Genomic DNA, 19,997 nt, shown 5'->3' with positions numbered 1-19,997 from the left:
GCTTGTGCCATGGCCCGCTCGCCCATAAAGCATGCCGCCTCGCGATGATGGCTCAGGATAGGGACCCGCCAGGGCATGCACGCACCGGATCTGGTCTTCAGCCTCGGCCCCAATTGCCGCATGACCTGGAATTTGCGCCACCACCTCGGAACCGACCGGGCCTATCCCTTCGATTGGTGGATCACCCCGGTGAAATCCATGCTGGCGCTGCTGCGACGCGACGAGCCCTTCCGGGTCGGGCTTGAGGATCTGGTTGTGACGGAGCCGGAAAATGGCACGCGCAGCGTCTACAATCGCCGCCTCAACCTCCTGCACCATCATGATTTCGATCGCAATGGCGGTGAGGTCCTGCCGATAACCCAGCCGGCAGTGGACCAGATGAACGCGAAATACACGGCGCTGTTTGGCAGGCTCTGGTCGGATCTGGACCGGGCGCAGCGGCCGCTGGCGGTGCTGAACGGAATCTATGGCGGCTGGGGTGGGCAGACGCCGGATGGCGGGCGCAACCCGCTGCTGAACGGCCGCATGCCGCCGCAGGCGCTGTTCGACGCCGTGCGCGCGCAGATCGGCGCCAAGCTGCGGCTGCTTGTGATCGAGGTCGGGGAGGCTGAGCGGCTGGATCTGGAGGGTGGCACCGTGATCCGCCTGCCGGACCCAGGCACGCGGCTCGATCTGCCCCGCGGCCAGGGCTACGCCGAACCGGTCCTGATCTTCCGCCAGGCCTTTGCCGAAATGGGCCTGGCGCCTGGCCAGGTGCAGCAGCGGGAGGATATGGCGGCCGCCGCCTTGGCCATCTCCAACAATACGCCGCAGGTGCGCCGAGCCTGACGCCGACCATGCCGCACCACGTCTTCCTGCATGTGCCGAAGACCGCCGGCTCCACGCTGCGCACCGTGCTGTCCCGGCAATATGGCGCGAAGCATGTCCTTTACTTCGACCTTGGCCATGGCGACCCCCGGCCGATGGCGCAGATGGTGGCGCAGGCGCGTGCACGGGCGGGAACGACGGATATCAGGCTCTACACGGGGCACCAGTATCTCGGCCTGCATGCGGCGCTGGCCGAGCCCTGCCTGTACTTCACCCTCCTGCGGGACCCGGTGGAGCGGGCGCTGTCCGAGTATTTCTACGCCTTCAGCTACCCGCACCACGCGCAGCGGGTGGAGATCCTGTCCGGTGCGCTGGGACCGATGGAATTCCTCACCCGCCGGCATGGCGGCGGCAATGCGCAGGCCCAGCAGATCGGCGGCCGCACGCAGCAGCCGCTGCTGGAAGCGGCGCTCGCCAACCTGCACCACACCATCGCCGTGGTGGGCGTGGCGGAGGCATTCGAGCGGTCCCTGCTGCTGATCGCCCGCCGCCTCGGCTGGGCGCCGCCGGTGCATCTGGCGCGCAACGTGACCCGGCTGGACGCGGCCCAGGAGGCGGCGCGGGCGGCGGCACGCATCGAGGCCTCGGCGCATCGCAGCCTGTTCGCCACCGACCAAACTCTGTACGAGGCCGCCCGCGCCAGGCTGGACGCCGATTGCGCGGCGGAGGGTGCGGCGTTCGACTCGGCCCTGGCCGCCTTCCAGCGCTGCCAGTCCTCCCTGGCGGAAGGCGCCGGCGATGCGGTGTTCGAGCGCTATGAATTCCGCGGCGACGACGCCCTGCCCTTCTGGGTGGCCGCGGTGCTGGCCGGGCCGGATTATGCCGAGGTCGCCGCCTTCCTCGCCCAGCCGCCGCGCCCCAGCCCCGCGCCGGTCAACCTGATGGGCCAGGTGCTGCGGGCGGAAGGCGGCCTGGTGCAGGGCTGGGCGGCCGACCTGTTTGCCACCCGCCCGGTGACGCTGCGGCTGATGGCGGGCGAAACGCCGCTCGGCGCCACCCGCGCGCAGCTTTTCCACCCAGGCCCGGAGGCCGCCCGCTTTGCCTGCGGCTGCTGCGGCTTCCGGCTGCGCCTGCCGGAGGGGGCCGGCCCGCTGCGGCTGGTGGCAGACGGCACCAACATCGCCCTGCCCGATCCGGACGGGCTTCTCCGGTAAGCCTTCGCCCTTGCCGCACGACAGGCTATAGCCCCCGTCATGAGTGACACCCCGGCCCTCGACAACGTCGCGCGCGAAGCCGCCCGGCGGCGCACCTTCGCCATCATCGCCCACCCGGACGCCGGCAAGACCACGCTGACGGAGAAGTTGCTGCTCAAGGGCGGCGCCATCCAGTTGGCCGGGGCCGTGCGTGCCAAGGGCAATGCCCGCCGCACGCGATCGGACTGGATGAAAATCGAGCAGGATCGCGGCATCTCCGTCGCGACCAGCGTCATGACCTTCGAGCGCGATGGCATGGTGTTCAACCTGCTGGACACGCCGGGCCACGAAGACTTCTCCGAGGACACCTATCGCACCCTGACCGCCGTCGATGCCGCCGTGATGGTGCTGGACGCCGCCAAGGGCATCGAGAGCCAGACCCGCAAACTGTTCGAGGTGTGCCGGCTGCGGGACATTCCGATCGTCACCTTCGTCAACAAGATGGACCGCGAGGCGCGCGACCCCTTCGAGCTGATCGACGAGATCCAGCAGACCCTGGCGCTGGACGCCGCCCCCGTCGCCTGGCCGGTCGGCCGCGCCAACACCTTCTGGGGAACCTACGACATCCTCGCCAGCCGGCTGATGCCGGTGGATGCGACGGAGGAAGGCGGCATCCCGGTCAGCGGCCCGGACGACCCGAAGATCGCGGAGCTGGTCGGCGAGGAGCGCGCGACCCAGCTCTATGAGGACATCCTGCTGGCCGAGGCCGGGCTGGCGAAGTTCGACCTGGCGAAATTCCGGGAGGGCACGCTGACGCCGGTCTATTTCGGCTCCGCGCTGCGCGATTTCGGTGTTGGCCATCTGCTGGAAGGCCTGGCCGATTTCGCCCCGCCGCCCGGCGACCGCGAATCCGACAAGCGCCCCGTCCATGCGGCGGAGGAGAAGCTGACCGGCTTCGTCTTCAAGGTGCAGGCCAACATGGACCCCAACCACCGGGACCGCGTGGCCTTCGTGCGGCTGTGCAGCGGCCGGCTGACCAAGGGCATGCGGCTGCGCCAGGTGCGCACCGGCAAGCAGGTGCCAGTCAACGCGCCGCTGTTCTTCTTCGCCAAGGAACGCCAGGTGGCGGAAGAAGCCTGGCCCGGCGATGTGGTCGGCATCGCCAACCACGGCACGCTGCGGATCGGCGATACGCTGACGGAAGGCGAGGACATCAACTTCCGCGGCGTGCCGAGCTTCGCGCCGGAAATCCTGCGGCATGTGCGGCTGGGCGATCCGATGCTGGCCAAGAAGCTGCGCACGGCGCTGGACCAGTTGGCGGAGGAAGGCGTGGTGCAGGTGTTCCGGCCGCTGGATGGGTCCCCCCCGGTAGTCGGCGTGGTCGGGCAGCTGCAGCTCGATGTGCTGAAATCCCGCCTGTCCTTCGAATACAGCGTGCCGGCTGGCTTCGATGAGACGCGCTGGCAGACCATGCGCTGGATCTCCGCGCCGAAGGGCGACCGCGCCGCCATCGAGAAATGGGCCGCCACCAACCGCAGCGACACCGCCACCGACCATGACGGCGAATACGTCGCGCTGTTCGGCAGCGACTGGCGCCGCAAGCGGGCGGAGGAGGAGTTTCCAGACCTCCGCTTCGACGCGGTGCGGGAACAGAGCGGGCTGGTGGCGATGGTGCGCTGAACGGTCCGCGATCAGCGCACCACGATCTCCACCCGGCGGCTATGCGGGTCCATGCGGCTGTGCAGGTCGCGCTGTTCCGCCGGCGGGGTGGTGACCCGCAGCCGCTCCGGCGCCACGCCCAGGCGCCGCAATTCGGCCGCCACCGCCTCCGCCCGCCTCCGGCTGATCAGGCCGTCGACACGCGGCCCCTGCTGTTCCTGCGCGAAGCCGCGGATGGTGATGGGGCCGGTGGCGTCCCGGGCGATCTGCGCCAGAAGGTCCAGGCAGGGCTCATCCAGCGCGATGTCGCGGCGGGAGAACAGGCAGGCGGGAGGCTCGGGCTGCGCCAGGGCCGGGGTGGTGAACAACAGCAGGGCGAGAAGAGCGCGCATGACCGAAGCCTTCCCATGTCCCGCTACGGCTGGCGAGGCGTGCGGCTTGACGTTCCGGCTTCGTTCGCTCTAATGCCCGCCCAGGCTGCAAGCCGGGAAACCCGCCGCTGACCCCTGCCCCCACGCTGCGCCTCACGCGCCTCCGGCTCACGGATTTCCGCTCCTACCCCAGCTTCGAACAGCGATTCGCGGGGCGTATCGTGGCGATTGCCGGGCCGAACGGGGTGGGCAAGACCAATCTGCTGGAGGCGATCAGCCTGCTCGGCCCCGGGCGCGGATTGCGCGGCGCGCGGGCTGGCGAGATCGGGCGGCGGGTGCCGGGCGCGGAACCACGCCCCTGGGCCGCCTTCGGCGCCTTCGAAGGCGCGGAGGGCCCGACCGAGATCGGCACCGGGACGGTAGGCGACGGCGCCGAAGCCGGCCGCCGCAAATACCTGGTGGATGGGGAGCCGGCGAAGAACCAGTCGGAGCTCGCCGGGCGCGCCGCCGCGGTCTGGCTGACGCCGCAGATGGACCGGCTGTTCCAGGAAGGCGCTTCCGGCCGCCGGCGCTTCCTGGACCGGCTGGTCTGGGCGCTGGACCCCGGCCATGCGCGGGAGGTGGCGGCGCATGACACGGCCATGGCCGGCCGCAACCGGCTGCTGGCGGAAGGCCGCCGCGATGCCGGCTGGCTGGCGGCGCTGGAGGATGCGATGGCCCGCCATGCGGTGGCGGCCGTCGCGGCGCGGCGGTCCCTCGGCCAGCGGCTGAACCTGCTGCTGGCGGCCGGCACCGCCACGGGTGCCTTCCCCGCCGCGCGGCTCGACCTGATCTGCCCCGTCGCCACCGCGCTGGACCAGGCGCCGGCGCTGGCGGTGGAGGATGGGTTGCGGGATGCGCTGGCCGCCAGCCGTGGGCGGGATGCCGCGGCGGGTGGCGCGGCGCAGGGCGCGCACCGCACGGATATGGATCTGGTGCATCTGCCCAAGGGGCTGGAGGCGGCGCTGTGCTCCACCGGGGAACAGAAGGCGTTGCTGGTCTCCGTCGTGCTCGCCCATGCCACGCTGATCGGCGCCGCGCGGGGCTTCGCGCCGCTGCTGCTGCTGGATGAGGTGGCCGCCCATCTGGACCAGGCGCGGCGGGAAGCGCTGTACGAGGCGCTTTCCCGCCTGCCCGCCCAGGTCTTCCTGACCGGCACGGAGCCCGACATTTTCGCCCCGCTGCATGGCCTGGCGGAGAGCTTCGGGGCCACGCCGGAGGGGCTGGTGCCAGGCTGAAAATGGCCGCCACATCTAATAAGGATGTGCCGTGGCAAATCGGGTGGTTTCCGGCTACACTGGCAACCGCCGCAACCCGCGCAAAAACCCCCGTATCCCAAGGGGTTCAAGCCACACTCAGGAGCCTCCGCCGGCATGTCCGACGCCGCCGCGCGCGCCAACCCGCCGCCCCAACCGGTTTCCGGAAACGGTGACCCGAATCCGGGTGCCGATGCCTATGACAGCGCCTCCATCACGGTGCTGCGGGGGCTGGAGGCCGTCCGCAAGCGGCCCGGCATGTATATCGGCGACACCGATGACGGCTCCGGCCTGCACCACATGGCCTTCGAGATCATCGACAACGCCGTGGACGAGGCCCAGGCCGGCTTCGCCACCACTTGCGATGTGGTGCTGAACGGCGATGGCAGCGTCACCGTCACCGATGACGGCCGCGGCATTCCGGTGGACATGCACGCCGAGGAAGGCGTCTCCGCCGCCGAGGTTGTGCTGACGCGCCTCCACGCCGGCGGCAAGTTCAACCAGAATTCCTACAAGGTATCCGGCGGCCTGCATGGCGTCGGCGCCGCGGTGGTGAATGCGCTGTCCGAATGGATGGAAGTGCGCATCTGGCGCGACGGGCGGGAGCACTTCATCCGCTTCGAGCATGGCGACACGGTGCAGCCGCTGAAGATCGTGGGCGAGTCGTCGCACATGCACGGCACGCAGGTGACCTTCAAGCCGGCGGCGACCACCTTCACCAAGACCGAATACGAATACCCGATCCTGGAACGCCGACTGCGCGAACTGGCTTTCCTGAATTCCGGGCTGAAGATCTCGCTGCGCGACGACCGGCACGTGCCGGCGGTGGAGGCGCATTTCGAGTTCAAGGGCGGCCTCGTCGCCTTCGTGGAATGGCTGGACCGCAGCAAGGAACCGATTTTCAAGCCGCCAATCAGCCTCGTCACGAAAGCCACGGAAGGCATCCGCGTCGAGCTCGCGATGTGGTGGAACTCGAGCCCGCATGAAGTGGCGCTCTGCTACACCAACAACATCCCGCAGCGCGACGGCGGCAGCCATCAGGCGGGTTTTCGCCAGGCGCTGACCCGCATCGTGATGAAATACGCCGAGGATTTGGCGAAGAAGGAAAAGGTCGAGCTGATCGGCGACGACATGCGGGAGGGGCTGACCGCTGTCCTTTCCGTGAAGGTGCCGGACCCGAAGTTCAGCTCGCAGACCAAGGACAAGTTGGTTTCGTCCGAGGTGCAGCCGGTGGTGCATGTGGCGGTGGCCGATGCCCTGTCCCACTGGTTCGAGACGCATCCGAAGGAAGCCAAGCTGGTGCTGGAGCAGGTCGTGCTCTCGGCCGCCGCCCGCAAGGCGGCGCAGCTCGCGCGCGACAAGGTCGGCCGCAAGAACGCGCTGGATATCTCCACCCTCCCCGGCAAGCTGGCCGACTGCCAGGAGAAGGACCCGGCCAAGTCCGAAATCTTCCTGGTCGAGGGTGACAGCGCCGGCGGGTCCGCCAAGCAGGGCCGCGACCGGCGCTTCCAGGCGATCCTGCCGCTGAAGGGCAAGATCCTGAATGTCGAGCGCGCGCGGATGGACAAGATGCTGTCTTCCGCCGAGATCGGCACGCTGATCACGGCGCTCGGCACCGGCATCGGCACTGGGCCGGAGGATCGCGGCGGTTTCTCCGCCGACAAGCTGCGCTACCACCGCATCGTCATCATGACGGACGCCGATGTGGACGGCAGCCATATCCGCACGCTGCTGCTGACCTTCTTCTTCCGGCAGATGCCGGCGCTGATCGAGCGTGGGCATTTGTATATCGCGCAACCCCCGCTGTACCGGGCCAAGCGCGGCAATGACGAGCGCTACCTGAAGGATGATCGCGCGCTCGAGGACTTCCTGATCGAGAAGGCGCTGTCCGGCGCCCGGCTACGCTTCGCGGATGGCCGCGAAGTGGCGCGGGACGAACTGACGGAGGAGGTGGAGCGGCTGCGCCAGATCGCCTCCCGCATGCGCCGCCTCGCCACCCAGGTGCCGGCGGGCATCATCGAGCAGGCGGCCGTCGCCGGCGCGCTGACGCCGGATGCGGACCGGGCGCTGGCCGGCGCCGCGCTGCTGGCAACGCGGCTGGATGCGCTGGCGCCGCCGTCTGAACGCGGCTGGAAGGCCACGGCGGATGGCGCCGGGCTGCAGTTGTTCCGCGTGGTGCGCGGCGTGACGGAACGCCACACGCTGGATCAGGCAGCACTCCGCAGCGCCGAGGCGCGCTGGCTGGATGAGCGGCGGGAAGTGTTCGCCCGGGACTACGCCGGCGGCCCGGCCATGCTGGCCTTCGATGCCACCGAGACCACCCAGCACGGCCCGCTGCTGGCCTTCGACCGCGTGCTGGCCCAGGGCCGCCGCGGCCTGACCATCCAGCGCTTCAAAGGCCTGGGTGAGATGAACCCCGACCAGCTCTGGAAGACCACGCTGGACCCCGCCGTGCGGACGCTGCTGCGCGTGCGGGTGGAAGATGTGGAGGATGCGGAGCAGGTGTTCTCGACGCTGATGGGCGACGTGGTGGAGCCACGCCGCGAATTCATCGTCGGCAATGCGCTGAAGGTGGCGAACCTGGACGTGTGAGGCCTGGCGGGACCCGGCGCGGGATGCCGGGTGCCGCCAAGGCACTCAGCCGCCCGCGCGGGCCTCGATCATCTCACGCATCCGGTCCACCGCGGCATGGGGCGCCGTCAGTACCGGCACGTCCACCACCCTGCGGACCGCCTCCGCGGCACGGGATGTGGAGAAATGCGCGAGCATGATGGCATCGTGGCCCGCCAGCTCCGGTGCGCGCGCGGCCACCAGGCGGTTGTGCGACTCCGCATCGCCCTTCTTCAGCAGGTCGATCGCATCCGCCACCAGCACCGTGTCCAGGCTTGCCTTCCGGCCGCTGCGGGCGACGAATTCGTCGAACTCCTCCGTCATCGTGCCAACGGCGGGCCCGAAGGTCGCCAGCATGCCGACGCGCCCGCCCTTGGCGATCGCCGCCTGGAACATCGCCTCGTTCGGCTTCAGCACCGGAATGGGCAGCGCCTCGATCATGCGGTCGATCGCCGGGCCGAAGGCGGAGCAGGTGACGAGGATGCCGTCCGCGCCCATGCGGTGGCCATAGGTTCCGAAGGCGACGAAGCGCGCGATCATGCGCTCGCTCAGCTCGTTCTCCCGCGCCCGGTCCAGGGACAGGCCGTCATCCAGCAGGTTGACGATCTCGGCCTCGGGCCAGCGCTCGGCGAAGGCGGACTGGATGGGTTGCATGGCCACGGGAGTTGCGTGGAGGAGCACGATGCGGCAGGGCATTGCTTGACCTTGTTGCTGGCGGGCCGCCGGTCCAATCAGGAACCGCCGGGCTGAGTCCGGGCCAGACTATACCCATCGGAGGAGATGCAGAACCAATGGCAACGGAATCGGGCGTGACGCTTCGGATCTTGTCCGGCCTCGCCGTGCGCGGCGCCTTCGAAGGCGGCATCGTGGCAGACTACGAGGCGAGCAGCGGCAACAGGGTGGCCGTGGACTGGGTGCCGACCACGCTGATCATGACCAAGGTCGCGGCGGGTGAGCAGGCCGACGTGCTGGTTCTGATCAAGGCCTCGATGGATGAGCTGGTGGCGCAGGGCAAGGTCGATCCGGCAACGCGGGTGGAGGTGGCGCATTCCCGCCTAGGCCTCGCCGTGGCCCGCGGCGCGACGCATCCGCCGATCGACTCGCTGGAGGCGTTCAAGGCGGCCCTGCTGCAAGCCCGGTCCATTGCCTATTCGAGAGCGGGCGCCAGCGGCATTCACTTCGAGTCCGTGATCGAACGCCTCGGCATCGCCGAAGCCGTACGCAGCCGCGCGACGGTGATCCCGGCAGGCTTCACCGCCGAGAAGCTGGTGACCGGCGAGGCGGATCTGGCCGTGCAGCAGGTGAGCGAACTTATGGTCGTCCCCGGCACCGAAGTGATCGGCAAATTCCCGGAGGAGATGCAGCAGGTCTCCTCCTTTTCGGCCGCGATGATGGCGCAGTCCCCGAACCGCGGGGCCGCGGTGGCATTCCTCTCGGCGCTGAACGGCGAGCGGGCGCATGCGGCCTATCTGGCGAGCGGGGTCGACCCGATCCTGTAGCCGGACAGCCCGCTGGGGCGGTCAGGCCGCCTTGGCCGCTGCGCGCGCGAGGAGCTTTTCCTCCTCGGTCCAGACTTTCCGCTCGCGCTTTTCCTGCGGCTTGATTTCCTTGACTGGCCCGCCGCCCAGCACGGGTGGGCGGCGGGTCGAGGTCAGCGCCGCTTCGGAATGCCACGGATGGTCGGCCTGCACGGTCAAGGCGCGGCCGATCTCCCGCTCCACGTCGCGCAGCCAGGCGCGCTGCTCGGCATCGCACAGCGTGATGGCGTAGCCACTGCGGCCTGCGCGGCCGGTGCGGCCGATGCGGTGGACGTAGCTTTCCGGCAGGCTCGGCACATCATGGTTGAAGACATGCGTGACGGTATCGACATCGATGCCGCGCGCCGCGATGTCCGTCGCCACCAGCACCTGCACGCTGCCGGCGCGAAAAGCCTCCAGCGCACGTTCCCGCTGGCCCTGGGATTTGTTGCCGTGCAGGGCCTCGGCCGTGACACCCGCCTCGGTGATGAAGCCGCAGACCTCGTTGGCGATGGTCTTCTGCAGGGTGAAGACCACGGCCTGGCCGATCCCCGGCGTCCGCAGCAGCGCCAGCAGCGCCGCCTTCTTGTCGGCCGCATCGACGAACATCACGGACTGCTCGATCCGGTCCACCGTGGTGGAGGGCGGCGCGATCTCGACCTTCTCCGGGTCGCGAAGCAGGCTTTCGGCCAGCGCGGCGATGGATTTCGGCATGGTGGCCGACAGCAGCAGGGTGTGCCGGTCCTGCGGCAGCGTCGCGACGATGCGCTCGATCGGCCTGGCAAAGCCCATGTCGAGCATCTGGTCCGCCTCATCCAGCACCAGCGCCTCAAGCTGCGACAGGTCGCAAAGGCCCTGGTCGATCAGGTCCAGCAGGCGGCCCGGCGCGGCCACGATGATGTCGACGCCTGCCTTCAGCGCATTGACCTGGTGGAAGGGGCTGACGCCGCCGAAGATCGTCGTCACGCTGAGCGGCATATGGCGCCCGAAGCTTTCGAAGCCGTCGGCGATCTGGGAGACAAGTTCGCGCGTCGGCGCCAGCACCAGCACGCGGGCACCGCCCCGGGGTGCCGGGCGAGGCGATGCGGCCAGGCGATGCAGCAGCGGCAGCGCGAAGGCGGCGGTCTTGCCGGTGCCGGTCTGGGCCAGGCCCAGCAGGTCGCGGCCTTCCAGCAGCAGCGGGATCGACCGGGCCTGGATCGGGGTGGGGGTGGCATAGCCGGCCTCGGCCAGGGCGCGCAGCAAGGGCGGCGCGAGGGACAGGTCGGCGAAGGTCATGGACATGGTCAAGCGGCGCCTCCGGCGCTCAAAAAGGCTGCGCCGATTGGGGCTTCGCTGGTTCGGGATGCGCCGATTTACGGGCAATGCTGCACTGCGTCAACGCGGCGCGGCAGCAGGCCCCGCTCAAGCAGCCGTGTTCACGGCAGGCTGGACCGGCTTCCCGGACTCCCTCATACTTCACTTAATGGTTAAGTATTGGAGAGCAATGATGAACTACGTCGATGGCTTCGTGGCCGCCGTGCCCGCCGCCAACAAGCAGGCCTTTCTGGACCACGCACGCCAGGCGCTGCCGCTGTTCAAGGAATACGGCGCGCTCCGCGTCGTGGAATGCTGGGGCGATGACGTGCCGGACGGCAAGGTCACGGACTTCAAGGGCGCGGTGCAGGCCAAGGCGGATGAGGTGGTGGTCTTCTCCTGGATCGAGTGGCCTTCCAAATCCACGCGCGACGCAGGCATGAAGCGGATGATGGAAGACCCGCGCATGAAGGACATGAAGATGCCCTTCGACGGCCAGCGCATGATCTATGGCGGCTTCCAGCCGATCCTCGACGCGTGAGGGAGCCCGCCATCATGGCCAACGCACATGGCAGCTTCATCTGGTACGAACTGCTGACTAGCGACCCCGATGCCGCCATCGGCTTCTACGCCGGCCTGCTCGGCTGGCAGGACAGCCCGCATGAGGGCCAGGCGGGCTACCGCATCCTCAGCCATGGGGCGGAGGCGATCGGCGGACTGATGCGGGCGCCGGCCGGCGTGCCGCCCTGCTGGCTCGGCTATATCGGCGTGGACGACGTGGACGCCGCGGTGGCGGCCATTCTCGCGGATGGCGGGCAGGTGCGGATGCCGGCGCGGGACCTGCCGGGCGTCGGCCGCATCGCCATGGTGGCGGACCCGCATGGCGCGCCCTTCTACGTCATGCGCGGCGCCGGCGATCGCGCCAGCACCAGCTTCGCGCCGGACCGGATGGGCCATTGCGGCTGGAACGAGCTGGGCGCCGGCGCGCTGGACGCGGCGGTGGAATTCTACGCGCGGCATTTCGGCTGGTCCCGCGGACAGCTTCTGCCGATGGGGGAGATGGGCGGCTACCAGCTCATCGAACATCAGGGCCGCGCCATCGGCGCCATTATGCAGCAGCCGGGCGGCGCCCCGCCGATGTGGCGCTTCTACTTCCACGTGCCGGCCATCGATGCGGCGGCGCAGCGCGTGAAGGATAGCGGCGGCGCCATCCTGCACGGCCCGGTGGAGGTGCCGGGCGGCGACCAGATCCTCATCGGCACGGACCCGCAGGGTGCGGTCTTCGCACTGGTCGGCAAGCCAGGTGCGGCATGACCCTGGCCATGATGGGCCTGGTGAAGCTGGATCTGACGGCGCCGCGCCGGGCCGCGACCTGACCGCCGGGGGCTTCCCCCCGGCGCCGGGCCGGCGCCACACTCACCGCCATGACGTCACTGGCGCGAGACCCCGCATGACCGAACGCTTCCCCGCCATCCCGCCCGACCAGATGACGGAGGCGCAGCATGAGGTGGCATCCGCCATCGCCGGCGGGCCGCGCGGCTCCGTCCGCGGCCCCTTCCTGGCGCTGCTGCACAACCCGGCGCTCGCCATGCGGGTGCAGGCGCTGGGCGCGCATCTCCGCTTCGGCACCGGGCTGCCGCAGGCGCTGGTCGAGCTGCTGATCCTGGTGACGGCGCGGCGCTGGACCTGCCAGTATGAATTCTTCGCCCATGCCCGCATCGCCCGCACCGAGGGCCTGCCGGAAGCCATCATCACCGCCATCGCCGAAGGTCGCCGGCCCGACTCGATGCAGGCCGACCAGGCGCTGGTGCATGATTTCGCGGTGTCGGTGCACCGGGACGGCAAGCCCGAGGATGCGCTGTATGCCGCGGCAGAGGCCCGCTTCGGCAAGGCCGGCGTGCTCGATCTGCTGGCGCTGGCCGGCTATTACTCGATGTTGGCGATGGTGCTGAACACCGCGGACCCGGCGCTGCCGGATGGCACCGAACCACCCCTGAAGCCGCTGTGACGGCGATCCGGATCGGGCTGATGGTGCCAGCCAGCAACACGACGATGGAGGCGGAGATGCTGGCCTCGCTGCCCGCCGGCTCCACCCTCACCCGCATCGGCATCCCCCGCACCGAAAGCCCGCTGACGCGGGAGACGATGCCGGCCTATCGCGATTCCGTGGTGGCCCTGGCGGCCCGATCCTTCGCGACGGACAGGCATGATCTGCTGGTCTATGGCTGCACGGCCGCCGGCTTCCTGGCCGGTCCGGAGGGCGATGCGGCGCTGGCGCGAGATCTGGCGCAGGGCACCGGCCTGCCGGTGGTCACCACCGCGCGGTCCATGGTGCAGCGCCTGCAGGCGATCGGCGCGAAGAGTATCGCGGTCGTCACGCCCTACGCGGATGCGGTGAACGCGCAGCTCGTGGATTTCCTGGCCGATGGCGGTATCGCCGTGCGGCGGCTGGACACGCTGCGCGCGAAGGACCTGGCGGCGCTCGTCGCGATCAGCGCGCCGGAGGTCGAGGCGCTGGCGCGCAAGACGATGGCCGCCGATTGCGATGCGCTGTTCATCGGCTGCACCCAATTGCCGACGCAGCCCTTCCTCGCCGCCCTGGCGCGCGATGTGGGCCGGCCGGTGCTGTCCGCCGTTAGTGCGACGGCGGACCAGGCGCGGGGTGTGCCCGCCTGACGAAGGGGAGGAGGAAGCGCGTCAGATCGGGCAGACGCCGGAGGCGCATTGCAGATGCGCGCCGTCCACCGCCTCATGCAGTGCCGGGTCGTTGATGCCGGCGACGAGGGCCAGGAAACGCTCCGGCGTCACCTCCTCCTCCGGCAGGTATTCGTAGCCGAGCTCATTGTCCGGCCGGCTCGGCAGGATCGCGCAGCAGCGGATCTGCGGCTGATGCGTCAGCACCATGTCGCGGAAATCGGCGATGTCGTGCTGATCTGTGTAGATCTTCAGCGTGTAGGACACCTGGTTGCCGCGCTCGGCGCCGATCCAGTGGCGCTCCAGCAGCGACAGCCAGCGATACTGCGCCTCGGGCGAGGCCTCCGGCGCCGTCACCAGCTTTTCGCCCAGGCCCAGACGCTCGATCAGCGACAGGGTCGGGAAGCCGACGATCGACATGCCGGGGAAGGAGGACAGGCTGCGGATCGGGTAGCCGCGCGCCTCGTAATCGGCCAGCAGCCGGTCGCTATCCGGCGTCCAGCCGCCATCCTCCGCCCGCACGCCCTTGAACTGCACCCAGCGCAGATAATGGCGGCGCGCCGGCAGATGGGCGCCCTCGGTCAGGCCGAACAGCTTGCTGGTGGTGCCGGCGGGCTTCACCGTGGTGACGGTATGCGGAGATTCCAGACCGAGCTCCTGCGCATAGGACTCGGCCTCGTCCTTCGCAGCTTCCGAAAGCCGGTCGAGCATTGTCCAGAAGCCGGCCGACCGGTCGTGGTCCAGCAGCTCGGCAAAGCCCAGGCCGTAGCGCATCCAGGCCCATTCATGCAGGCCGGTCGGGCCGATGCCCATGCGGTTGGTGCGCGCGACTTCGGCGCCATACAGCGCATCCATCAGATTGGCGCGCATCAAGAAGCGCACGCCGAGGCGCACGCTGTCCTCCACCCGCGCATCCCAGTCTTCCGCGACATCGGCCGACATCTCGCCGGGCGTCAGCGCAGCATAGTCCACCGGGCAGGCCAGCAGCGGCGCGAAGTCGGCGATGACGCAATACCCGCCGGTGACATGCAGCGTGATCTCGCCGCAGGGATTCGTGGTCGCTGGGAACCGGGCGCTACCGGCACGCCGTGCGATCTCGGCCAGCAGGCCCACGGCGTGGTCGGCCTGGTAGCGGACGGAGCGCACGTCGCGGCCATCCTCATGCACCGGCTTGTCCCAGGCGCTGCCGGTGCGGTGGTCTTCCAGCTTGTCGCCGTTGATGAAGCCGGGCTCACCATTGATGTAGCCGCAGCGCGTCGCTTCCTCGAACACCGCGAAGGCGTGCTGGTCCAGCGGCGCTGTGCTGCCGGCGCGGGCGGCGCGCACGCCGTCCCAGAATTCGGCATCGACCATGACGGAGTTGTTCGCCGTCCACAGCCCGCCTTCGGACTTCACGCGGATGAAGCGCAGGATGCCCGGGTCGCGCCAGGATTTGGTGGCCATCCGCGCCGCACGGCGAGCGCCGCCGACCTGCACTTCGACGGACAGGTGATGGTCCACCATCATCGCCTGTTCCCAGGGCTGCATCGTGCCGTTCCGCGCCGGCGCGATGACCTGCGCGCGCAGATTGACGAAGGCGCGCATCAGCGAGAGCGGGCCGGAAGCCGGGCGCCCCTGCATGCCGCCGATCGGCGCGCCGCAGGGCCGAATCGCCGAAAAGTCCAGCAGCAGCGTGCGGTCGGCCGCGCCTTCGAAGGCGAGGCTTTCCAGCAGCTCCACGGCCTTGCCCCAGCCCTCGCGGCTGTCATCGATCACGTGGCGAATCGCATCCACCGGCGCCTCGGCCGTGTCGTTCAGGAATTCGCGCGCGATCCAGCCGCGCAACTCAGCCTCCTGCGCCGCCGTCATCGACTCCAAGCTGGTGCCCCAGGGAAGCAGCGAGAAATCGAGGCCGAAGCGGTGCAGCGTGGCGCGGCTGGCCGGGAAATCGGCATGTTCGGTGCCCAGATGCAGCAGCAGGTTGGGCGCCTTCGCCCAATCCACCGCCATCAGCTCATCATCATAGGCCCGGCCCACGCCGCTGCCATTGAGCAGCAGATAGAACAAGCTGAAGGAGGCTGCAGCGGTGGCGCAGTTGGTGAACACCTCCATGTTCCGCCGCGGCTGCTCCGCATCGCCATGCTGGAGGTGGCGGCCGGAGGTGATCAGCGCGCCGGTGGCGATCGCATTGCGCAGGCGGCCCTGCTCCATGCGGTCGGCCCGGTCGCCCAGCAGCGCCATGTTGCCGGCGGCCACACGGTCCGCGACCCGTCCGAAATCCTCGGCGTCGGAGGGACGGAACACGGTGCGGCGGGCCACCGCCAGGCCCATCCCCGCATCCAGCGCCCGCGCTTTCGCAGGCGGCCCGCCGAAGCGGGCGCCGGGGATGCGGCGGTGGCGAAGGGCGGGGGCGCCGGGCAGTGAACCATCCATGTCGTACATCCTTGGCCGCGCACCGACGCGGCGTTCATCACCATATATAGTGATTCGGATGATTCGTCACCACCAGATATGGTCACGGCAGACGGAGCCGCAAAGCCAGCTCCAGCTTAGCGCAGGGCCGGGCGCGCACGGCATGACACCTTGACGTGAAGCGCCCTCAGCCCACCGCCCGCGCCGGCAGCGCGGCATTCTGCGCCTGGTCGGCAATGCGGGCGCAGGCCTCCCGCGCCGCGGCCATCACCATGCCCGCCAGCGCCGCACGGTCCTGTTCCGGCACCTCCTCGATCCTGGCGGCGATGCCGATGCTGCCGAGCACGCCGCCCTCCGCATTGAACAGCGGGGCGGCGATGCCGATGACGCCCGGCATGAATTCGGATTCGGTGATGCCATGTCCAGCGTCGCGCAGGGCACGCAGGGCTTGGCGGAAGCCTTCCCAGTCACCACCCAGCCCGGCGGCCTCGATGGCTGCGCGGTGGCGGGCGAAGATGGCGCGCAACTGGTGCGGCGGCAGATGCGCCAGGATCACCTTCGACGCCGCCCCGAAAAACAGCGGCCGCCGCTGGCCGCGGCTGAACACCCCGGCCGGCGCGCCCGGCACCGGGGCATCCGCCACGCACATCACGGTGCCGGAGAACAGCAGGCACAGCAGCCCGGTATGCCCCGTCTCCACCGCGAGGCGCTGCATCGGCGGGTTGCCGCCCGTCGTCACCGGGTCGCATAGCCGCATGGTGCGGTCCATCTCGATGATCCGCGGCCCCAGCATCCAGGTCCCGCCCGCCACCGGCGTCAGCAGCCCCCCCGCCTGAAGTGCCTTGATGTAGCGGTAGCAGGTGGAGCGGGAGGTGCCGGAGACGCGGATCAGCTCCTCCGTCGGCCAGGTAGGCTGGCCCGGCGTGAACAGGTCGAGCAGGCCGAGCATCTTCTCGAGGCTGCTGGCCCCGCGTCGGGCTTCGATGCCTGGAGAAAATCCTGTCATGCTGGACAATCCGAAAAGCCGCACTTGAGGGGGCGGGGAGGGTTTGTGGAGATGAACCATGTCCCGGATAGCTATAGCCGCGAAAGCAAACTGTCACAGGCGCTGGTACAGATTGCCTTGCGGCCACCGAGGTCGTCAGGCGCCGCCACATCAGCAGACTAAGGCATGAACGCGCCGTGCAGGGATGGCGCCAGCCGCCCGGCCGGATGATGCTGCGGGCAACCCACCGATGAGGAGCCGCCCGGCATGACCACCCCGCGCCACGACCCCGCCACGCTGATCGACCTGGCCCGCAGCCTGTGCGCCGCCACCGGGCTGGATGCAGCGAAATCCAAGGCGGTGGCGGAGACGCTGGTGGAGTCGGACCTGCTGGGCCACGCGACGCACGGCCTGGCCCTGCTGCCGCGCTACCTGGATGATGCACGCTCCGGCGGCATGACGCGGGATGGGGAGCCGGAGGTGCTGCGCGACCGTGGCGCCACCCTCACCTGGAATGGCCGCCGCCTGCCGGGGCCGTGGCTGGTGCACAAGGCGCTGGATATCGCACTCGATCGCGCGGCGACCCATGGCACCTGCACCGTCGCGATCGGCGACAGCCACCATATCGGCTGCCTCGCCGCCTACCTGACCCGCGCGACGGAGCGCGGCTTCATGCTGGTGCTGTCCTCCTCCGCCTCCGCCGCCGCGGCGGTGGCGCCGTTTGGCGCCATTACCGGCGTGCTGGCGCCGGACCCGATGGCGGCGGGCATTCCCACGGATGGCGACCCGATCCTGATGGATGTCAGCGCCTCCATCACCACCATCAACATGGCCGCACAGCTGCAGAAGGCCGGCGCGCAGTACCCGCACCCCTGGGTACAGGATGCCGCCGGCAACCCGAGCACGGACCCGGCGGTGCTGACACAGGGCGGCACGCTGCTGCCGGCGGGCGGGCTGGACCACGGCCAGAAGGGCTATGCATGGGCGCTGATGAACGAGGCGCTGACCCAGGGCCTGTCCGGCTATGGCCGCGCCGACCAGCCGACCGGCTGGACCGCCAGCGTGCTGCTGCAGGTCTATGATCCGGAGGCCTTTGCCGGCCAGGCCGCCTTCCTGCGGCAGACCAGCCACACCGCCGCCGCCTGCCGGGCCGCGACGCCGCGCCCTGGCGTGGCCCGCGTGCGGCTGCCCGGCGAATCCGGCCTGGCGCATCGCCGCGCCGCCTTCCGCGACGGGCTGGCCCTGTCGCCGGCCATCTGGGACGGGCTGCGCGGCGCGGCGACGAAGCTCGGGGTTGCCATGCCGGCGTAGGTCATCGCCGCGCTAGCGCCGCTGCGGCATGCCGGTCAGGCCCTGCATCAGCCCCTGGGGCATCTGCATGGTCTGGTAGCCCTGCGGCCGGCGGAAACGGGCCGGATCCTGCGCGCCATAGACGACCCGCGTCGCCTCCATGCTGCCGGATTCACCACCCGAGGTGCCCTGCGCCCGCAAGGTCACGCCATCGGGCGTGATGCAGGCGGTGCCGCGGTCGTTGCCGTCCTGGTAGTTCCAGACATTGCAGGCATGCCCCGCCACATTGTCCCGCCCGGTCTGGCGAAACTGGCCGCGCGTCGGCAGCCCGGCATTGGCCTGCTCCATCGGGATGTCCATCAGCATCCGCATCTGCTCCATCACCATGAAGCCGCGCTGCGCCCTTTGGTCGGCCACCATGTAGCCCATGCCGGGCATGTCCACCCGCAGGGTCTGCTGGCTGGTGAGCCAGGACATCGTCATCGCCGGCAGCCCAGACTGCGCCCGCGCGCCGGTGACGCGATAGGTGACGGCGACATCGCGCGTCGGGAACACCTGCGGGCGTTCCTGTGCGGCGGCATCCAGCGCCGGCAGGGCGGCGGCCAAGGCGAGGGCGGCAAGGCGGGTGGCGCGCATGGCAGTCTCTCCGTCGGTGTTCGAGGGACGCTCCCCCAGCGGTTGTCTGGCGGTCAAGCAAGGCGGCGGTGCGGCGAAACCGCCTGAGACGCTGGTCAAGTATCCGTCATGGCCCAGCCGCACAGGCCGCCCGCGCGAATCAGCAGATCGGCGCATGGCACGGTGGCGACGGGGGAGGCGGAAACGCAGGTCGGGCCATCCTCCGGCGGACAGATTCCGGCCCGGCATCGGCGCCGCCTGATCGTCTTGGCAAGCGCCGATCCTGTGCCAGGATCGCCGCATGGCCATCTCCCCCACCACACGTCTGCGCCGCCTGTGCCTTGCCCTGCCCGAATCCACGGAGGTGGAGGCCTGGGGCCAGCCCACCTTCCGCGTGCGCGGCCGCATCTTCGCCATGCTGCACCAGGCGCCGGACGGGCTGGCCGTGTGGTTCAAGGCGCCGCCGGGCAGCCAGGAAATGCTGCTGGAAGCCGCTCCCGCGCGCTTCTTCCGCCCGCCCTATCTCGGCCACAAGGGCTGGGTCGCGCTGCGGCTGGAGGGCACGGTGGATTGGCCGGAGGCCGAGGCGCTGATCCGTCGCAGTTATTCGTTGATCGCGCCGAAGCGGCTGGCGGCGCAGCTATCGCCGGACTGACCGAAAAGCCCTCTCCACCCGAAGCGGGGAGGGTTGGGTGGGGGGCCTCCGGGGCCTGGACATGGCGCGCGACCTGCACGCCCCCCGCACCCTGCCCTCCCCCAGGGCTGTTCAACGCTCTGGACTGGGGAGGAGGTTGAACAGTCGCTCGCCCGTGACGGCATGCCGCTGCGCTCGTGGGTGCTGCCGGGCAACACCGCCGACGTGGCCACCGTCGCCCGCATCAAGCAGGACCTGGATGCCTGGCGGCTCGGCCGCTGACTGTTCGTCGGCAATGCCGCCATGTATTCGGCCGACAACCTCGCCGAACTCAGCCGCCGCCTCATACCAACGCTCGATTTCATCGATCGTTGGTATGCCTTTCCGGGCCCTCAAGCGCCGGGCGCCCTTTCCGCGGGCTTGGCTCGCCGAATAAGCGGCGGGCCGCATTCGCGACCTCGGCCGGTTCCTCCGGCCGCAGGTCAGGCTTTCCGGGCGTTGGTATCATACCAACGGCCCTTTCGCGTGACCGCTCCAGGGCCCCTCAAGCGCCGGGCGGAAACCTCAGGTTTCCTTGGCTTCGTCGTGCCGCAGGCACGCCGTCGGCGTGACGCACTTGCCGCGGCGCGTCACGGCAGCG

Annotated in this window: 18 protein-coding genes and 1 pseudogene; 13 read left to right on the top strand and 6 right to left on the bottom strand. The window is 69.8% G+C overall.

Annotation, left to right across the window (positions count from 1 at the left end; all coding sequences use genetic code 11):
* Nucleotides 1-75: 75 nt before the first annotated feature.
* Genes ACFHNC_RS16455 through ACFHNC_RS16445 form a run of 3 tightly spaced genes read left to right on the top strand, consistent with a single transcriptional unit; the run spans nt 76 to nt 3,680 of the window.
* On the top strand, nt 76-828 hold the full coding sequence (locus tag ACFHNC_RS16455) for a hypothetical protein (protein ID WP_437170316.1): 753 nt from the start codon (nt 76-78) through the stop codon (nt 826-828).
* 8 nt (nt 829-836) lie between these two features.
* Complete coding sequence (locus ACFHNC_RS16450; RefSeq protein WP_437170315.1) at nt 837-2,021, top strand: sulfotransferase family 2 domain-containing protein; 1,185 nt, start codon at nt 837-839, stop codon at nt 2,019-2,021.
* Nucleotides 2,022-2,060: 39 nt separating this feature from the next.
* The gene (locus tag ACFHNC_RS16445) at nt 2,061-3,680 is read left to right on the top strand and encodes a peptide chain release factor 3 (RefSeq protein WP_437170314.1); all 1,620 of its coding nucleotides are present in this window, start codon (nt 2,061-2,063) and stop codon (nt 3,678-3,680) included.
* An 11-nt stretch (nt 3,681-3,691) separates the two neighbouring features.
* Here ACFHNC_RS16445 and ACFHNC_RS16440 read toward each other — a convergent pair whose 3' ends face one another.
* Complete coding sequence (locus ACFHNC_RS16440; protein WP_437170313.1) at nt 3,692-4,051, bottom strand: OmpA family protein; 360 nt, start codon at nt 4,049-4,051, stop codon at nt 3,692-3,694.
* 107 nt (nt 4,052-4,158) lie between these two features.
* On the opposite strand from ACFHNC_RS16440, the gene recF reads away from it, so the two are divergent.
* Together recF and gyrB are read left to right on the top strand one after the other, a co-directional pair.
* A complete protein-coding gene (recF, locus tag ACFHNC_RS16435) occupies nt 4,159-5,307 on the top strand; it encodes a DNA replication/repair protein RecF (RefSeq protein WP_437170442.1) in 1,149 nt (382 codons plus the stop codon).
* A gap of 135 nt (nt 5,308-5,442) precedes the next feature.
* A complete protein-coding gene (gyrB, locus tag ACFHNC_RS16430) occupies nt 5,443-7,917 on the top strand; it encodes a DNA topoisomerase (ATP-hydrolyzing) subunit B (RefSeq protein ID WP_437170312.1) in 2,475 nt (824 codons plus the stop codon).
* A gap of 45 nt (nt 7,918-7,962) precedes the next feature.
* Here gyrB and ACFHNC_RS16425 read toward each other — a convergent pair whose 3' ends face one another.
* The gene (locus tag ACFHNC_RS16425; RefSeq protein WP_437170311.1) at nt 7,963-8,589 is read right to left on the bottom strand and encodes an aspartate/glutamate racemase family protein; all 627 of its coding nucleotides are present in this window, start codon (nt 8,587-8,589) and stop codon (nt 7,963-7,965) included.
* A 137-nt stretch (nt 8,590-8,726) separates the two neighbouring features.
* Between ACFHNC_RS16425 and ACFHNC_RS16420 the strand changes: the two genes are divergently transcribed.
* Nucleotides 8,727-9,434 carry a molybdate ABC transporter substrate-binding protein gene (locus ACFHNC_RS16420; RefSeq protein ID WP_437170310.1) on the top strand — a complete coding sequence of 236 codons (708 nt, stop codon included), beginning with the start codon at nt 8,727-8,729 and terminating at the stop codon, nt 9,432-9,434.
* Between the two features lie 21 nt (nt 9,435-9,455).
* Here ACFHNC_RS16420 and ACFHNC_RS16415 read toward each other — a convergent pair whose 3' ends face one another.
* A complete protein-coding gene (locus ACFHNC_RS16415) occupies nt 9,456-10,736 on the bottom strand; it encodes a DEAD/DEAH box helicase (protein WP_437170441.1) in 1,281 nt (426 codons plus the stop codon).
* A 205-nt stretch (nt 10,737-10,941) separates the two neighbouring features.
* On the opposite strand from ACFHNC_RS16415, the gene ACFHNC_RS16410 reads away from it, so the two are divergent.
* The 4 genes from ACFHNC_RS16410 to ACFHNC_RS16395 all read left to right on the top strand — a co-directional run bounded on the left by ACFHNC_RS16410 (nt 10,942) and on the right by ACFHNC_RS16395 (nt 13,424).
* Nucleotides 10,942-11,289, top strand: coding sequence for a DUF1428 domain-containing protein (locus tag ACFHNC_RS16410; RefSeq protein ID WP_437170309.1), 348 nt, complete (start codon nt 10,942-10,944; stop codon nt 11,287-11,289).
* A gap of 14 nt (nt 11,290-11,303) precedes the next feature.
* The gene (locus ACFHNC_RS16405) at nt 11,304-12,062 is read left to right on the top strand and encodes a VOC family protein (protein WP_437170308.1); all 759 of its coding nucleotides are present in this window, start codon (nt 11,304-11,306) and stop codon (nt 12,060-12,062) included.
* 136 nt (nt 12,063-12,198) lie between these two features.
* Nucleotides 12,199-12,756, top strand: a complete 558-nt coding sequence (locus tag ACFHNC_RS16400; protein ID WP_437170307.1) for a carboxymuconolactone decarboxylase family protein — start codon at nt 12,199-12,201, stop codon at nt 12,754-12,756.
* A complete protein-coding gene (locus ACFHNC_RS16395; protein ID WP_437170306.1) occupies nt 12,753-13,424 on the top strand; it encodes a maleate cis-trans isomerase family protein in 672 nt (223 codons plus the stop codon). Before ACFHNC_RS16400 ends, ACFHNC_RS16395 begins: the two co-directional genes overlap by 4 nt.
* Before the next feature lie 21 nt (nt 13,425-13,445).
* Here ACFHNC_RS16395 and ACFHNC_RS16390 read toward each other — a convergent pair whose 3' ends face one another.
* Together ACFHNC_RS16390 and ACFHNC_RS16385 are read right to left on the bottom strand one after the other, a co-directional pair.
* Nucleotides 13,446-15,854, bottom strand: a complete 2,409-nt coding sequence (locus ACFHNC_RS16390) for a recombinase (protein WP_437170305.1) — start codon at nt 15,852-15,854, stop codon at nt 13,446-13,448.
* Nucleotides 15,855-16,020: 166 nt separating this feature from the next.
* Complete coding sequence (locus ACFHNC_RS16385; protein ID WP_437170304.1) at nt 16,021-16,839, bottom strand: IclR family transcriptional regulator; 819 nt, start codon at nt 16,837-16,839, stop codon at nt 16,021-16,023.
* Between the two features lie 246 nt (nt 16,840-17,085).
* On the opposite strand from ACFHNC_RS16385, the gene ACFHNC_RS16380 reads away from it, so the two are divergent.
* The gene (locus ACFHNC_RS16380; RefSeq protein ID WP_437170303.1) at nt 17,086-18,129 is read left to right on the top strand and encodes an Ldh family oxidoreductase; all 1,044 of its coding nucleotides are present in this window, start codon (nt 17,086-17,088) and stop codon (nt 18,127-18,129) included.
* 12 nt (nt 18,130-18,141) lie between these two features.
* On the opposite strand, the gene ACFHNC_RS16375 is transcribed toward ACFHNC_RS16380, so the two are convergent.
* The gene (locus tag ACFHNC_RS16375) at nt 18,142-18,744 is read right to left on the bottom strand and encodes a hypothetical protein (RefSeq protein ID WP_437170302.1); all 603 of its coding nucleotides are present in this window, start codon (nt 18,742-18,744) and stop codon (nt 18,142-18,144) included.
* 280 nt (nt 18,745-19,024) lie between these two features.
* On the opposite strand from ACFHNC_RS16375, the gene ACFHNC_RS16370 reads away from it, so the two are divergent.
* Nucleotides 19,025-19,378 carry an MmcQ/YjbR family DNA-binding protein gene (locus tag ACFHNC_RS16370; RefSeq protein WP_437170301.1) on the top strand — a complete coding sequence of 118 codons (354 nt, stop codon included), beginning with the start codon at nt 19,025-19,027 and terminating at the stop codon, nt 19,376-19,378.
* Nucleotides 19,379-19,528: 150 nt separating this feature from the next.
* Nucleotides 19,529-19,702 (top strand): annotated as a pseudogene (locus tag ACFHNC_RS16365) (IS1634 family transposase); the annotation flags it as partial.
* Nucleotides 19,703-19,997 lie beyond the last annotated feature (295 nt).

The organism is Falsiroseomonas sp. E2-1-a4 (assembly GCF_051433165.1).
Classification (GTDB): Bacteria; Pseudomonadota; Alphaproteobacteria; order Acetobacterales; family Acetobacteraceae; genus Falsiroseomonas.
This window is presented reverse-complemented; position numbering and strand designations above follow the sequence as displayed.

Excerpts from the sequence above, each read along its gene's own strand:
- ACFHNC_RS16455 (WP_437170316.1), top strand. The coding sequence starts at position 76 with ATGCACGCACCGGATCTGGTCTTCAGCCTCGGCCCCAATTGCCGCATG.
- ACFHNC_RS16450 (WP_437170315.1), top strand. The coding sequence starts at position 837 with ATGCCGCACCACGTCTTCCTGCATGTGCCGAAGACCGCCGGCTCCACG.
- ACFHNC_RS16445 (WP_437170314.1), top strand. The coding sequence starts at position 2,061 with ATGAGTGACACCCCGGCCCTCGACAACGTCGCGCGCGAAGCCGCCCGG.
- ACFHNC_RS16440 (WP_437170313.1), bottom strand. The coding sequence starts at position 4,051 with ATGCGCGCTCTTCTCGCCCTGCTGTTGTTCACCACCCCGGCCCTGGCG.
- gyrB (WP_437170312.1), top strand. The coding sequence starts at position 5,443 with ATGTCCGACGCCGCCGCGCGCGCCAACCCGCCGCCCCAACCGGTTTCC.
- ACFHNC_RS16425 (WP_437170311.1), bottom strand. The coding sequence starts at position 8,589 with ATGCAACCCATCCAGTCCGCCTTCGCCGAGCGCTGGCCCGAGGCCGAG.
- ACFHNC_RS16420 (WP_437170310.1), top strand. The coding sequence starts at position 8,727 with ATGGCAACGGAATCGGGCGTGACGCTTCGGATCTTGTCCGGCCTCGCC.
- ACFHNC_RS16415 (WP_437170441.1), bottom strand. The coding sequence starts at position 10,736 with ATGTCCATGACCTTCGCCGACCTGTCCCTCGCGCCGCCCTTGCTGCGC.
- ACFHNC_RS16410 (WP_437170309.1), top strand. The coding sequence starts at position 10,942 with ATGAACTACGTCGATGGCTTCGTGGCCGCCGTGCCCGCCGCCAACAAG.
- ACFHNC_RS16405 (WP_437170308.1), top strand. The coding sequence starts at position 11,304 with ATGGCCAACGCACATGGCAGCTTCATCTGGTACGAACTGCTGACTAGC.
- ACFHNC_RS16400 (WP_437170307.1), top strand. The coding sequence starts at position 12,199 with ATGACCGAACGCTTCCCCGCCATCCCGCCCGACCAGATGACGGAGGCG.
- ACFHNC_RS16390 (WP_437170305.1), bottom strand. The coding sequence starts at position 15,854 with ATGGATGGTTCACTGCCCGGCGCCCCCGCCCTTCGCCACCGCCGCATC.
- ACFHNC_RS16385 (WP_437170304.1), bottom strand. The coding sequence starts at position 16,839 with ATGACAGGATTTTCTCCAGGCATCGAAGCCCGACGCGGGGCCAGCAGC.
- ACFHNC_RS16380 (WP_437170303.1), top strand. The coding sequence starts at position 17,086 with ATGACCACCCCGCGCCACGACCCCGCCACGCTGATCGACCTGGCCCGC.
- ACFHNC_RS16375 (WP_437170302.1), bottom strand. The coding sequence starts at position 18,744 with ATGCGCGCCACCCGCCTTGCCGCCCTCGCCTTGGCCGCCGCCCTGCCG.
- ACFHNC_RS16370 (WP_437170301.1), top strand. The coding sequence starts at position 19,025 with ATGGCCATCTCCCCCACCACACGTCTGCGCCGCCTGTGCCTTGCCCTG.